Annotated in this window: 13 protein-coding genes; 8 read left to right on the top strand and 5 right to left on the bottom strand. The window is 54.3% G+C overall.

The window, feature by feature from the left end; all coding sequences use genetic code 11:
• The first annotated feature begins 128 nt into the window (after positions 1-128).
• The 4 genes from ACX1DY_RS05715 (at position 129) to ACX1DY_RS05730 (ending at position 3,802) form a co-directional block, all read left to right on the top strand.
• The gene (locus ACX1DY_RS05715) at positions 129-608 is read left to right on the top strand and encodes an RNA polymerase sigma factor (protein WP_458963218.1); all 480 of its coding nucleotides are present in this window, start codon (positions 129-131) and stop codon (positions 606-608) included.
• The gene (locus ACX1DY_RS05720; RefSeq protein WP_458963219.1) at positions 598-1,242 is read left to right on the top strand and encodes a DUF4367 domain-containing protein; all 645 of its coding nucleotides are present in this window, start codon (positions 598-600) and stop codon (positions 1,240-1,242) included. Before ACX1DY_RS05715 ends, ACX1DY_RS05720 begins: the two co-directional genes overlap by 11 nt.
• Before the next feature lie 117 nt (positions 1,243-1,359).
• The gene (locus ACX1DY_RS05725) at positions 1,360-2,268 is read left to right on the top strand and encodes a GNAT family N-acetyltransferase (protein ID WP_458963220.1); all 909 of its coding nucleotides are present in this window, start codon (positions 1,360-1,362) and stop codon (positions 2,266-2,268) included.
• Positions 2,269-2,455: 187 nt separating this feature from the next.
• Complete coding sequence (locus tag ACX1DY_RS05730; RefSeq protein WP_458963221.1) at positions 2,456-3,802, top strand: FAD-dependent oxidoreductase; 1,347 nt, start codon at positions 2,456-2,458, stop codon at positions 3,800-3,802.
• A gap of 3 nt (positions 3,803-3,805) precedes the next feature.
• On the opposite strand, the gene ACX1DY_RS05735 is transcribed toward ACX1DY_RS05730, so the two are convergent.
• Positions 3,806-4,645: a YihY/virulence factor BrkB family protein gene (locus ACX1DY_RS05735; RefSeq protein ID WP_458963222.1), complete on the bottom strand. Its 840-nt coding sequence runs from the start codon at positions 4,643-4,645 to the stop codon at positions 3,806-3,808.
• 147 nt (positions 4,646-4,792) lie between these two features.
• On the opposite strand from ACX1DY_RS05735, the gene ACX1DY_RS05740 reads away from it, so the two are divergent.
• From ACX1DY_RS05740 to ACX1DY_RS05750, 3 genes are all read left to right on the top strand, one after another.
• On the top strand, positions 4,793-5,716 hold the full coding sequence (locus tag ACX1DY_RS05740) for a hypothetical protein (protein WP_458963223.1): 924 nt from the start codon (positions 4,793-4,795) through the stop codon (positions 5,714-5,716).
• 37 nt (positions 5,717-5,753) lie between these two features.
• Positions 5,754-6,857, top strand: a complete 1,104-nt coding sequence (locus ACX1DY_RS05745) for a glycerol dehydrogenase (protein ID WP_458963224.1) — start codon at positions 5,754-5,756, stop codon at positions 6,855-6,857.
• A gap of 88 nt (positions 6,858-6,945) precedes the next feature.
• Positions 6,946-7,842, top strand: a complete 897-nt coding sequence (locus tag ACX1DY_RS05750) for a divergent polysaccharide deacetylase family protein (protein WP_458963225.1) — start codon at positions 6,946-6,948, stop codon at positions 7,840-7,842.
• Here ACX1DY_RS05750 and ACX1DY_RS05755 read toward each other — a convergent pair.
• Positions 7,829-8,533, bottom strand: a complete 705-nt coding sequence (locus ACX1DY_RS05755; RefSeq protein WP_458963432.1) for an N-acetylmuramoyl-L-alanine amidase — start codon at positions 8,531-8,533, stop codon at positions 7,829-7,831. The two genes, ACX1DY_RS05750 and ACX1DY_RS05755, sit on opposite strands and share 14 nt — an antisense overlap.
• A gap of 288 nt (positions 8,534-8,821) precedes the next feature.
• On the opposite strand from ACX1DY_RS05755, the gene ACX1DY_RS05760 reads away from it, so the two are divergent.
• Positions 8,822-9,010, top strand: coding sequence for a YqzE family protein (locus ACX1DY_RS05760; protein WP_458963226.1), 189 nt, complete (start codon positions 8,822-8,824; stop codon positions 9,008-9,010).
• Positions 9,011-9,096: 86 nt separating this feature from the next.
• Here ACX1DY_RS05760 and ACX1DY_RS05765 read toward each other — a convergent pair whose 3' ends face one another.
• The 3 genes from ACX1DY_RS05765 to ACX1DY_RS05775 all read right to left on the bottom strand — a co-directional run bounded on the left by ACX1DY_RS05765 (position 9,097) and on the right by ACX1DY_RS05775 (position 13,055).
• On the bottom strand, positions 9,097-10,176 hold the full coding sequence (locus ACX1DY_RS05765) for a hypothetical protein (protein ID WP_458963227.1): 1,080 nt from the start codon (positions 10,174-10,176) through the stop codon (positions 9,097-9,099).
• Between the two features lie 138 nt (positions 10,177-10,314).
• On the bottom strand, positions 10,315-11,313 hold the full coding sequence (locus ACX1DY_RS05770; RefSeq protein WP_458963228.1) for a YqhG family protein: 999 nt from the start codon (positions 11,311-11,313) through the stop codon (positions 10,315-10,317).
• Complete coding sequence (locus ACX1DY_RS05775; protein ID WP_458963229.1) at positions 11,310-13,055, bottom strand: DEAD/DEAH box helicase; 1,746 nt, start codon at positions 13,053-13,055, stop codon at positions 11,310-11,312. The genes ACX1DY_RS05770 and ACX1DY_RS05775 overlap by 4 nt, the downstream gene beginning before the upstream one ends.
• Positions 13,056-13,140: the final 85 nt, after the last annotated feature.

Raw genomic sequence — 13,140 nt, forward strand, 5'->3', positions numbered from 1 at the left:
GCATTAACGTGCTAGAATTTGTTGTCCGCTTCATTTTATCTTTAAGGCGTCTTTTGCTGGTTCCTCTACTCACGCTTCGCTATGAGTCAAGGCTTGATTCGGATAGGATACCGTTACAAGACCAAGAGATGAATCAGCAGTGGGCGGAGGCTGTACTGAAAGAACACGGGAATGCCATCCTGCGGCTCGCCCACTCCTATCTTCATAATATGGCGGACGCTGAGGACATGCTGCAGGAAGCACTTTTGCAAATGCTCAGGAAAGCGCCGGCTTTTGATAACCCGGACCACGAAAAAGCATGGCTGTTTCGGGTGACCATCAATCTTTGCAAAAACAAAATAAAATATAATCAGCGCCGCCGCTGGGAGGATCTGTCTGAATCCCTTGCTTGTGAGGTCCGTGAGGACCTCACATTTGTGTGGGAAGCTGTCAGCTCGCTGCCGGTTAAGTACCGTGAGGTAATACACCTGTTTTATCAAGAGGATCTGAGTACTGCCCAGATAGCCAGCCTGCTGAAAAAGCAGGATTCTACCATCCGTTCCTTGTTGCACCGGGCCAGATTGATTTTGAAGGAGCAATTGATGGAGGTGTATGACTTTGAAGAATAAGTATCAGCAGGTGCAAAGCTTGATTTCTGTAACCCCTGAGATAGAACAACGGATTTTAGCCCGCTTGGCACAGGCGGATCACAATATGTCCCGGCTAAGGAAGCCTGCTTTCTTTCGCTTTTCACGTAAGACCGTGATTTTTATTGCTGCTTGCTTTGCTCTCGTGATTTGTATTGTAGTAGCAGTGCCATCTCTAAAGACTCCAGAAATTTCGGCCCCTCCCGTAGAGAATAGCTCTCCATTCATAGACTATAAGAACCTGGCTGAGCTGTCCAATAGCCTTTCGTTCCCACTCTATGTGCCTGCTGATTTGCCTGAAGGCTATAAACTGGAGGCCATCTCTGCTTTATTCGGAGACACCGCCCAACTGAGCTACACGGACGGAACCAGCAAGATTACGTTTCGGATGAGAGAGGGCAAGGAGGATGTGAGCGGAGATTATAACAAATATGCTCAAGTCGAGGCTGTTCCTATGGACCGTGGAGAATTAACCCTGAAAGGCAGCAACGGACTCTTTTCAATCGTAACATGGGTAAAGGATGGCTATTCCTTCTCCATTTCAACCACCAAGCCCCTCTCAAGGGAGGTTATACTTAAGCTGGCGGAAGGCGTCACTCCATACTCTTCCAAATAAAAACCTGATTTGGTGGGCTGATCGATTCCAAAGAGGCAATTTGATATACCAGATCATCCGCTCTGCACTGTGATATAATAAAAGCTTATGAGAACTAACAGGAAGGATGGAGAGCAGATGAGGATTGAAACGTTAAGCAGTGAGCGGAAGGGCGAGTTTTTGGATTTTTGCCGGAAGCATCGTGCGGGCCTTGATGATTCCTTTCTAAATGAAGAGGATCTTGCCGGTTTTGACCTGTCGGAGGAGAACCCCACTTATGTTGCAAGAGATGCCTCAGGCGCACTGATTGGAGCAGCTTCGCTGATTCTGAATGACTATAGCCGCCGAGGGCGGCAGGCAAGGTTCAGGATTTTTTATGCGGATACCGACGATCGTACCATTTACCGGGAGCTCCTGCAGGCCATATTGCGGCATACGGAAGGCCTGGACAAGCTGAACATTTTTGTTCCAACCGTAAATACAGCGGTAATGGAAATCAAGCCTGATCTCGGTTTTGAGGTGGAGCGCTGTTCTTATTTGCTTGTAAGAGATGTACAGACATTGCCTGATTTCAGCCTGCCCGCCGGGTACGAGATAAGGCCGTTTCAGCCGGGAGCAGATGAAGCGGCCTGGTGCGAGATTAGGAATACCGGTTTTGCCAAGCTCATGGGGAGCGAAACACCGGTCACACCGGATATGGTTACTGGGATGATCTCAGGCCAGAGCTACATAGAAGGCGGGTTATTGATGCTGTACAATGGCGGTAAAGCCGTAGGCATCGTGCGGGGATCTGCGGATGAGTATGAAGGCTCCCCGATTATGAACATTGGGCCGCTGGCTCTTTTGCCGGAATATCAGGGAAAGGGTCTGGGAAGGATTTTGTTGAGGGCGGCACTGCGGTTCGCCAGTGACCATGCTTACACCCGGGTAATTCTATGTGTGAATGGGGAAAATGAGCGGGCCAAAGCGCTGTATATCGGAGAGGGCTTCAAGGAGTCCGAGGGGGCGGCCTGCTTCGCATACGATCTGACAGCTAGAGCGCAGTGAGGAGAACGTCCGGGAAACCGGGCGTTTTTTGCATTCTATTTTACGCACGGGATATAGCATTTTGCTGCAGCAGCAAGCATATATAGTTAGAATGCCGAATTTGGAGGTAGAAATTATTGTAGGCGGTGTAATTACTTTTAAGGAATGAATAGCTTTATTGCAAATAAATCTCTTGGGAGGGAAGCGCATGGGCAGCTACAGTATGAGCAGGGAAATTCCGCTTCAGGCTTCGTGGGATGTCATTGTTGTCGGGGGAGGACCGGCCGGATGTACCGCCGCCGCTGCGGCGGCGCGGGAAGGTGCAAGAACACTGCTCATTGAAGCAACGGGCAGCCTTGGCGGAATGGGGACGTCGGGACTTGTTCCGGCGTGGTGTCCTTTTTCGGATATGCAGACCATCATCTACAGAGGGCTGGCGGTGAAGGTATTTGAGGCCTTGAAGGCGCAGATGCCGCATGTCAGCAAGGAAGCGATGGACTGGGTGCCCATTGAACCGGAGAAGCTGAAGGTCGTCTACGATGAGCTGGTTCAGGAGGCAGGGGTTACGGTTCTGTTCATGACGCAGCTTGGAGCTGTAGATACGGATGAGGCGGGTAATGTAACGGCACTGATCACAGCCAGCAAAAGCGGTCTCCAGGCTCTGCAAGCCAAGGTATATATTGATTGTACGGGGGATGCTGATGTTGCCGCATGGGCGGGAGCGGAATACCTCAAGGGGGATGCTGAAACGGGCGAACTGATGCCCGCCACCCACTGCTTCACTTTGGGGAATGTGGATGAGTATGCGTATCATCATGGACCGATGCTGCACAACAACAATAAAACCAGTCCGATCTATGATATTCTCGCCTCTGGCCGCTATTCCTCAATCCCGGACTCACATATTTGCAACAATATCGTCGCGCCCAGAACAGTAGGGTTCAATGCCGGACATTTATGGGACGTGGACAATACAGAGGTGTTATCCATATCTGAAGCGCTGATGCAGGGCCGCAAGCTGGCCGCAGCCTATAGGGATGCACTTGCGGAATTTCTGCCCGCCGCCTACGGCAACTCATATGTAGCCAATACCGGGTCGTTGATGGGGGTCAGGGAGACACGGAGAATTGTAGGAGATTATGTGCTTAGCGTTGATGATTATGTCAGCCGCCGCAGCTTCGAAGATGAAATCTGCCGCAACAGCTATTTTATTGATATTCACGGGACGGAGAAGGAAGAGAAGCAGGCTGGCGGGAAGCCTGAGGTAATTAAGCGCTATGGCCCGGGCGAATCGCATGGCATTCCATACCGCTGTCTGACCCCCCGTTCGCTGAAAAATGTGCTCGTTGCCGGGCGCTCCATTTCCTGCGTGCGCGAGGTGCAGGGCAGCGTCAGAGTCATGCCGGTCTGTCTGGCGATGGGCGAGGCTGCCGGAATTGCCGCAGCCATGGCCGCCGTGCTCCCGGAGCATAATGTGCACGCCGTGGATATCCCTGCGCTGCGCAGACGCCTGCAGGAAGAAGGCGCGTATCTGCCGGATACGGAGGCTGAGTGAGAATTACGGCCGCTTCACAGCACGCTTCATCAGGATGGCATTGATCTCGCCGCCTGCCAGGATGATGATGGAGCTGATGTACAGCCAGATCAGCAGAACCATGACGCCGCCGAGGCTGCCGTAGGTTTTGGTGAAATCGCTGAACTGATTAACGTACAGGGAGAAGAGAATGGAGGTTGTGATCCAGCCGATGGTTGCAAACATCGCGCCGGGCATAACCTCTTTTAGCGTCAGCCTGCGGCTCGGAGCAATCCAGTACAGCAGGGTAAAGACCACGAACAGGACAAGCAGCGGGACGGCATATTGTAGCAGGTCCCATATTTTCTGGAGCCCGTAGGGAAGATCGGCCAGCAGAAATACCTTCGTCTTCAGCCAGGTGCCGAGTACGAGCAGCAGAATACTGAGCAGCACGACAAAGCCGATGATCAGCGTAGCCAGAAAAGCTATGCCCCGCACCTTCCAGAACGCCCTGTTCTCTTCAATATCATAGGCACGGTTAAGGCCTTTGATAATCGCATTGATTCCTTTGGAGGCGGCCCATAGTGTAGCCAGCATCCCGAAGGAGAGCAAAGCCTGACTCCGGCCCTCGGAAACGTCTTTTAGAATTTCTTCAATAATGGAAATGGCTTCAGCCGGCATGATTTGCTCCAGATCACGGATCTTATCCTCCAGCGAAATATTGGCATACCCGATCAGCGTCATAATAAAGATCAGAAAAGGGAACAGGGAAAGGATTAAATAGTAGGTTAGCTGCGCGCCGATTCCTTGTACATCATCGAGCTTGATTTTCAGGAACAATTGCTTCGAGAAGTCATACGTTCTCCTGAAGGCTGAATTCCTCATAAGTCCCTCCTCTGCTTTTCTATACCCCCGTTACTCAATAGCTTATGTTAAGCAGCAGGTTAAATCAATCATAGCAATCCAGGTGAGAGTCCTTTTTAATAAAAGTTAGCAAGAATATCAACCATTCCGTACCCGAGGAGAATGTTAATGAATGTATCGGAGCAGGATTTCAAAGCTATAAGAAACTGGGTCTATCGCAATGCCCGTCCGGTTGATCTGGCCAGATGGAAATTTCATTTCGAAGCAGGGCCGGTCTCTGCTGTGCTGGAAGCGTTAGCGGCGTATCAGAATGAGGATGGGGGATTCGCACATGCGCTGGAGGCCGATTCGTGGAACCCTTATTCTTCGCCGGTTCAGACAGCCAATGCCGTTGAGAAGCTGCTGGAGGTTCACTTTGAGGATGGAGCTCACCCAGTGGTTCAGGGGATTCTGAAATACTTGGATAGTGGAGCGGATATGGAAGGCGGCTCGTGGAACAATGTTGTGGAATCAAGCAACGGATATCCCCATGCTCCCTGGTGGCATACAAGCTCGAACAGCTCTGCCCGCAGCATCTTCAATCCAACGGCGATTCTGGCCGGATTCATTCTGAAATTTGCTGACAGCAGCAGCAGACTCTATGAGCGCGGAATGAGTATAGCCAGGGAATTAAGTGAGCTATTTCTGGCAAATTCAAATATTGAAATGCATCCGCTAAAGTGTGTCATTACGCTGCTGGATTGTATTGCGGAGACAGGCCTGCGGGAGACAATTCCTTATGTGGAGCTGCGAGAAGCTGCGACAAGGCAGATTACAGTGCTGCTACACCGGGAAGCCGGGAATTGGAGCGGATATAGCTGCAGACCTTCGTTTTTTATCAAATCACCGGAAAGCCCGGGTTATGAGGATAACGTTGATTTACTCCACCAAGAGCTGGATTATCTTCTGGCGGAACGGAACCCGGAGGGAATCTGGAATTTGACCTGGAGCTGGGGAGCCTATGAGCGGGAGTTCGCCATCAGCGAGAACTGGTGGAAGACTGAAATTACCATTGAGAAGCTGCTGCTACTGCGCGCTTTTGGACGTTTGTAACAGTGAACTGCATGAGTGGTAAAAGGAGGAGTTACATATGACGCAAATCATCAGCTCTCCGTCAAAGTATATTCAGGGCGGCGGCGAGATCAAGAGGCTTGGATTATACTGTTCACAAATGGGGGCGCAGGGGGCTTATGCCCTTATAGATCCGTTTATTCTCTCCCTCTACGGAGAGGAGATTACGCAGAGCTGTGAGCGATATTCCGCCCGGCTTGTGCAGCATGAATTCAGAGGAGAATGCTCCCTTGAGCAGGTCCGCAAAATTGTGGCTGATGTCGAAGCGGGCAGCATAGGCGTAATTGTGGGGATCGGCGGCGGCAAAACACTGGATACGGCCAAAGCCGTCAGCCACTTCGCGAACCTGCCGGTCATTCTCGTTCCTACCGTTGCTTCCACGGATGCGCCATGCAGCGCCTTATCTGTGCTGTATACGGAGGACGGCAGATTAGACCGCTACCTTCCCTTGCGGCGCAGCCCGGATGTCGTGATTGCGGACATCGATATTATTGCCAAGGCTCCGCCAAGACTGCTGGCTGCCGGGATGGGCGACGCCTTGTCCACGTATTATGAAGCCAGAGCCTGCCGCCGCTCCGGCGCGCTTACCCAGGCCGGGGGCAGCGGCTCCATCGCCGCCTTCGCCCTTGCCAAGGCTTGTCATGACACGCTGCTTGAGGACGGCGCAGAGGCGCTGCGGGATTGCCGGGAAGGCCGGGGTTCGGATGCTGTCGGGCGGATTGTTGAGGCCAATATTTATCTCAGCGGCATCGGCTTTGAGAGCGGAGGGCTGGCAGCGGCTCATGCGATTCATAACGGACTGACGCTGCTGGAGGAATGCCGCCATGTGCTGCACGGCGAGAAGGTCGCTTTCGCCACGCTGGCGCAGCTCATGCTGGAGCAAGCCCCGGCAGCGGAGATTGATACGGTTGTTGACTTTTGCCGGATGACAGGACTGCCGGTAACCTTAAGTGAAATGGGCCTGTCCGGCATTCCGCAGGAAAAACTCGCAGAGGTTGCTTCGGCAAGCTGTGCGAAGGAGGGGCCGATGTCGTGCATGCCATTTACTGTCTCGCCGCAGCAGGTACTGGAAGCGATACTTGCCGCAGATAAGCGGGGCGGCAGGGGGCCTGACGATTGTTAATTATTGCGTAGTCGCTGCCGTACATATTTATCCTTCGTGTTCCAAACAATGAGAACAATGGCTTACCAACACGAAGGAGGCGTTCCCTTTGAAGATTATTAAGAGAAATATACTTGTTGCAGCCGTGGTCGCCATCATGACCACGCTCGGCTTATCAGCGCCGCCCGCACTTGGCGCAGATATTGCTGCGCAAGGCTCCTATGGCAGCGGGACGACGCTGCAGGCAGAGCCGGCTCCGGGCAGCGGTACGCTCGAGCAGCCGGGGGAGAACGCTGCCTCCCGCAGCCGGGTAGCACTCATTATAGATGACTTCGGCAACGGCATGCGGGGTACAGAGGAGATGTTCGCGCTTCCGGTCAAATTTACCGTTGCGGTCATGCCATTCCTGCCTACGTCGGAGAAGGATGCGCGGCGTGCCCACGAGCGGGGGCTAGATGTGCTGGTGCATCTGCCGATGGAGCCGCGCCAGGGCAAACCGGAATGGCTGGGACCCGGAGCGATCCTGACCCGAATGAGCGATGCAGAGGTCCGACAGCGGGTGGAGGCGGCGCTGGACAATGTTCCGTTTGCCATCGGAATCAACAATCATATGGGCTCTAAGGTGACCGGAGACGAGCGGGTGATGGGCATTATTCTGGCCGTTTGCAAGGAGCGGGGGCTGTTCTTTGTGGACAGTCATACCAATTACCGCTCGATCGCCGGAAGAGTGGCCCGGGAGATGGGATTGCCTCCGGTCGAGAATCACATTTTCCTGGATGATGTTCATACGGCAAGCCATGTTGTGAAGCAAATGCGGCTGGTGAAGGAAAGAGCACTGAATCAAAAATACTGTGTAACGATTGGCCATGTCGGCATTCATGGCAAAGAGACCGCTGCAGGTATCCGCAGCGGCATTGCCGAACTAAAGAACAGCGTCGAATTTGTCGGAATCTCCGATTTGGTTAAAAACCAGTGGAAATGGAGCTCCCATGTCACACTTCCATAAGATACGCAGCAATGCCGCCCGCAATGGCTTCTGCGATCTCCTCTTGGCCCTTCGGACTGCACAGCTTTTCCCGGTCAGCCGGACTGCTGATGAATCCCGCCTCAACGATAACTGTTGTGGCGGTTATTTTGTTGAGCAGATAAAAGGGCTTGCCCGGCATGGAATCAGTCTTTACACCGTAAAGCTGATTGAGCTGGTCCTGAATCGAATGGGCAAGCAGGTAGCTGCGCCCTTCCTGGCGGTATAGGACTAGCGGTCCGTGTTTTGCCGGTGAACGGGCCCAATTTACATGAATGCTGACCACTACATTCGCAGGCAGCGTTTCCGCCAGCTCTTTGCGTTGGGCCAAGTCGCGCATATGACGTGAGGAGCTCCGCAGCCAGCGGTTATCGTCGCTTGGCGCATAGTCGCCGGTCCGGTTGAGGATGGCGTCAAAGCCGTCGCTGCGCAGCAGCAGGAACAAGCGGCGGGAGATGGCAAGCGTAATGTCCTTCTCCAGAATGGAGCCATGCGAGGTTCCGCCGTCAATTCCCCCATGTCCGGCATCTATAAGAATGATCCGCTGGTCATGGCCAAGCATTCGCTGGCGGTCCGGCTTTGTGCTATGATGTGACGGCTCTGCAGAGGTCTGTGCACCCGCAGTAGTGCCGGTCAGCAGGGACAGCAGCAGCCCGGAGGCAGACAGGAGCAGCCATAAACGGCGAAGCGGCCTGTCAGCTCCTGCGGCCGTCTTTTTATGGACGGCACAGATGTTTCTGCTTGAATGGATTAAGGTTCTCAAGTGAACGGCCTCCTTGTCCATGAATGGTCTTACAGCTTGTCTTCATTGAATTCTTTGTTAGAATGTACCGGAGCAGGCAATACTATGCGAATCGCAAATTCATAGTTTAGATCAAAGCGCAATGGAGCACACTAGAATCGTGGAGACTTAGAGCATAGCTGCGGGGATTTCTATTTGAGGGAACAGGAGGGACAAGGGATGGCTTCCGGTGGGGATGAACTGGTAAAATACATTACGGAGAAGGTAGTTGTCTATATGGAGGACCCGCGGGCCAGCCGGGAACGCAGGAAGGCCCGGAAGCAGCCGTGGGCAGAGAAATGGTTCGGCATGCTCCCGCTTAGCTGGTCCATCTGGCGCAGTCAGCGGACGCACAGCAACAAGAAATAGCTTCACGAAACAGCAAACAGCCTTCCCAGAGCCGTTAACACGGCAGTCCAGGAAGGCTGTTTGCATGTATGCATATATGTGGTGAGCTATTCCCGATTGGAACGGTCTGTCTTTGCTACAGTGGTGCTGGGGGCTGAACTGCCGGAAGACGGCACCTTGTGGAAAGTCCCATTCTCCAGCAGAGCCGCAAGAGGGAGATAACGCCTGCCCTCCGGCCCGGAAAGGGCGTACACGATAGCTGGGCGGCGGCCTTCGTCCTTGCTGCCGGAGGAGGTTAACTGCCAGCTCTGATAGCCCGTTACCATAAAAGGCGCACCTAGGGTGTCATTGCGGCCGGCAGCTTGGAAGGCAAGACTGCCGCTTGCAGCCAGCAAAGCTGCAATGCTGTCTCCGCTCACGGACTTCAGTGACGGTGCTGTGAGCCACAACAGGTCTGCATACGGATCATCCTGGCCTCCGCTCCGGTAAGCCGGAAGGGGTGAACGGCCTGTATCCAGGCTGGATAGAGATGAGGCTCCATCAAGCGTTCTCTTAAGGACCGCTTCCGCCTGGCTAGGGCTCCACGGCATAACCTGCAATACTGAAGCGTTGATATATAGTGTTGACTGGTCCATTGTTATTTTCCACAGCGGCAGCAGCGGAGCGTAGAGCGCTGTTAATTCAAGTTTTCCGGAATAATCGGATGGGATAAGTTCCTGCTGCACCAGAAACTGGCGCAGATCTTGCAGACTGTAAGGGAGACCGTAGCTTCCGGCCCCGTATTCGCTGAGCATATAACCGCCCTGTTCCGTTGCGGAGATGACGAGATACCCAATCCTCTGTTCCCCGTTCACCACATTAACCAGCCAGCTATGTGTCCCCGGACCCAAGGGGAAATATTCGGTTCCGGCATCTGCCCAGGCTGTAAAGGGAGCATCGGCTGAGAGCTTGCGGATGATGCGGCGGGTAAAGTCCTGCAGGGATTCAGGTGAAGGAACGGACTTCAGCGTGAGCAGGGGCAAATGATCCTTGGATACCGCCTGTGTGACCGTAACCTTGCTTCCGGTAGCGGCCAGCGCCGGAGGGAAAGCTGAGACAGCCGAGAATCCGACCAGTCCAAGACACAGACAGAGGACGAGACGCACACGCCGTCCGAAAATGTCCTTCTGCCTTGCTGTTATCTTCATGTGATCGCTCACCTTTCTTAATAATAGTACTGATGCTTATTGTAGAGGACAAGCCCTGAAAAGGCTGTTGCTTGCTGTCCGCCGCGGTGCGGGAAATTCACTGTTTTTTTGCCTGCTTTTAGCGAGCAGGGTCGCATCTTATGTGCTCCGCAGATGGAACAGGCCGTAGGTTACGGCAGAAACTGCAATTTGCGGTTCGTACTGCCAGGTTGTCTCTTTGCGGCGGCGGTTGTACTGCTCCTCTATAGCCAGCCGTTTCCCCTCATCCTGCTCCTTGAGCAGCTCCGCGTAGTAAATGTCCACAATCCCCAGCTCCAGCTCCAGCCGTTCGCGGGCTTCCTCGGCCCAGGTGTAGTCCATTAGCGCCAGCTTCGAGGTCAGATAGCCCTCCAGCCTCTCTGCTCCGGCAGCAACTGTCAGCTCCGAGGGCTGAATGTGAACATTCTCGGGCAGGCGGGGCGTCAGCTCCCGTGAGGCCAGCCTGGCTTCAAAGTCAGGGACAATCAGGCCGGTGGTGAGTGAGACACCGATATAATGCAGCTCCTCACGCTTCAGATCGCAGGTCATCTCCACCTTGTAGCAGACGCCGAGCCACGGCTCGTAGGCTGCCGAGAACAAGGTCAGCCGCTGCCTGCGCCCCGGGTCCTCGAAGAGCTGCAGGCATTTGCCCTCCTCCCGGGCTGCAGCCCAGATTTGCCGCAGCCGCTTGCTGCCATAAATGACATCCTCGCGCCTGATCATGCCCGGACCGATCCGCGGCAGCGCCGGAACGTTCCCGAAGTAACGGGCGAGGATGCTGTCCTGCGGATCAGTCGCACCCCCTGGCGGAGCCGCACCCCCTGGCGGAGCCGCGCCTGCTGGCGGCGCGCCGCCAGTCACACTGCCGCCAGGCACACCGCCGGCGGCCAGGCTGTCGTACTTCTCCGGCTCGAAGACGAACGTGAACGACAGCGTCTCAGGCTCTACGCCTGTACGCTCCACGAACCCCCAATAATAGGGCCGTTCGGTGAGCATCCGGTCAGCGCCCGGCGAGAGCTTCACCGTCACATGCAGCGGCGACGCTTCGATAATCGAGCATTCCGTCGCCTCCAGATAATCCATGACCTGCTTGCGTATCTCCTGCACAGATAGGCTCATAGCGCAGCTCCGCCCTCCTTCTGAATGCTGTGGGTCAGCTCGCTGAGCGATTCGCCGATGTGGTCCAGCCCGCTGCGCAGCTCCTCGTCACTTCGGGCTTCGAGCATGATTTTGTACAGGCTTTTCTCCAGAGACTCCTTCTTCTCGAAACGCTCCAGAATCACATCCAGCCCGCCGATGACCATCTCGAACATGTTGATCTTCTCATGCAGCAGGTGGAGGATATGCTCTTCAATCGTGCCTTCCGTCGAGAGGTTGTAGATCACCACATCGTTTTCCTGGCCCAGACGGTGCACCCGGCCAATCCGCTGCTCGACCCGCATCGGGTTCCAGGGCAGATCGAAATTGATCATATGGTGGCAGAACTGCAGGTTGATTCCCTCGCCGCCCGCTTCGGTTGCAATCATCACCTGGGCGCGTCCCCGGAAGAGGTCCATCATCCAATCCTTTTTACCCCGGTTCATCCCGCCGGAATAGGTGACGGACTGCAGTCCGTGCTCACGGAAATACTGCAGCAGGTATTCCTGAGTGGCCCGGTATTCGGTAAAAACGATCACCTTTTCGTTCATTTCACGAATCAGCTCCATCGTTTTTGCAGCTTTGGTATTTGTCTTGACCGTGCGGATGCTCTGCAGCAGGCCCATCATCTTGTCACGCTTCGGAGAATCTTCGGGAAGCTTCTTAATAAGGTTGACCAGGGTCACGAATACGGCATCCCGGCTACTGCAGACCTCGCGCTGAAGCGTAACCAGGGAAAGCATGCTGCTGAGATTGCCGCCCGCTTCCTCATATTGGTCTTTGACAAAGGCGGTAACGCCGTCATATAATACTTTCTCCTCGGGTGAGAGCGTGAGCGGAATATTGCGCACCTTGCGCTTCGTGAAGCTGACCGGACCTTCGCCGCGCCGGTTGCGGATCATAACCTTAGATAGCTCATCCCGGAGCTGGACCTCGTTCTTCGGCTGGCGTTTGTCAACCACGAAATTGGCGGCAAAATCCCCCTGATTCCCGAGCTGGCCCGGCTTCAGCAGCGTGATCAGATTGAACAGCTCGCCGAGGTCGTTCTGCACGGGAGTAGCGGTGAGCAGCAGGCAGTATTTTTTGCGGAGCTGCTGAACGAATTGGTAGTTGGTCGATTTCTTGTTCTTAAGCTTATGGGCCTCGTCGATAATCAGCATGTCATACTCATTGCTTAGCAGAGTTTCCTTATGCGGATCACGTTTGGCAGTATCCATGGAGGCGACCACAATGTCGTTGTCCCAGGAATACGCTTTTTTTTGTGCAACGGCGGAAATGCCGAACTTGGTATTTAGCTCCCGCACCCATTGCAGCACAAGGGAGGCAGGAACTAGGATCAGCACCTTGGTCACCAGCCCGCGCACCAGATATTCCTTGAGCACCAGCCCGGCTTCGATGGTTTTGCCAAGGCCGACCTCGTCGGCCAGAATGGCGCGGCCCGACATTTGGAACAGCACCTTATGTGCGGTATCAAGCTGGTGGGGGAGCGGGGATAACCCGGACAGATGCTTCATGCACTGCAGCTCATCAAAGCTGGTGACCAGAGCAGAGGCTTCGCCTTGAACGGCCAGCCGGGATAAACGCCAGTCTCCCCAAGGTCCCCCCTTGTCCAGCCTTGACTCTAAGTCATGCAGCCAGTTTCGTTCAAAAGACAGAGGAACAGGCAGCAGCGGGGCAGTAGGGATGCCTTCCTGCGGCAAGGAATTGCGGAATAATTGCGTCATGTAGCAGTCTCCTCCGGCGCTTGTTTCATATCGAAATACGTAGGAGTAGTATGCTCGTAAAAGAGAGAATTCATAACCTGCTATT

The sequence above is a fragment of the Paenibacillus sp. BAC0078 genome, from assembly GCF_054483875.1.

Excerpts from the sequence above, each read along its gene's own strand:
- ACX1DY_RS05715 (WP_458963218.1), top strand. The coding sequence starts at position 129 with ATGAATCAGCAGTGGGCGGAGGCTGTACTGAAAGAACACGGGAATGCC.
- ACX1DY_RS05725 (WP_458963220.1), top strand. The coding sequence starts at position 1,360 with ATGAGGATTGAAACGTTAAGCAGTGAGCGGAAGGGCGAGTTTTTGGAT.
- ACX1DY_RS05730 (WP_458963221.1), top strand. The coding sequence starts at position 2,456 with ATGGGCAGCTACAGTATGAGCAGGGAAATTCCGCTTCAGGCTTCGTGG.
- ACX1DY_RS05735 (WP_458963222.1), bottom strand. The coding sequence starts at position 4,645 with ATGAGGAATTCAGCCTTCAGGAGAACGTATGACTTCTCGAAGCAATTG.
- ACX1DY_RS05740 (WP_458963223.1), top strand. The coding sequence starts at position 4,793 with ATGAATGTATCGGAGCAGGATTTCAAAGCTATAAGAAACTGGGTCTAT.
- ACX1DY_RS05745 (WP_458963224.1), top strand. The coding sequence starts at position 5,754 with ATGACGCAAATCATCAGCTCTCCGTCAAAGTATATTCAGGGCGGCGGC.
- ACX1DY_RS05760 (WP_458963226.1), top strand. The coding sequence starts at position 8,822 with ATGGCTTCCGGTGGGGATGAACTGGTAAAATACATTACGGAGAAGGTA.
- ACX1DY_RS05765 (WP_458963227.1), bottom strand. The coding sequence starts at position 10,176 with ATGAAGATAACAGCAAGGCAGAAGGACATTTTCGGACGGCGTGTGCGT.
- ACX1DY_RS05770 (WP_458963228.1), bottom strand. The coding sequence starts at position 11,313 with ATGAGCCTATCTGTGCAGGAGATACGCAAGCAGGTCATGGATTATCTG.
- ACX1DY_RS05775 (WP_458963229.1), bottom strand. The coding sequence starts at position 13,055 with ATGACGCAATTATTCCGCAATTCCTTGCCGCAGGAAGGCATCCCTACT.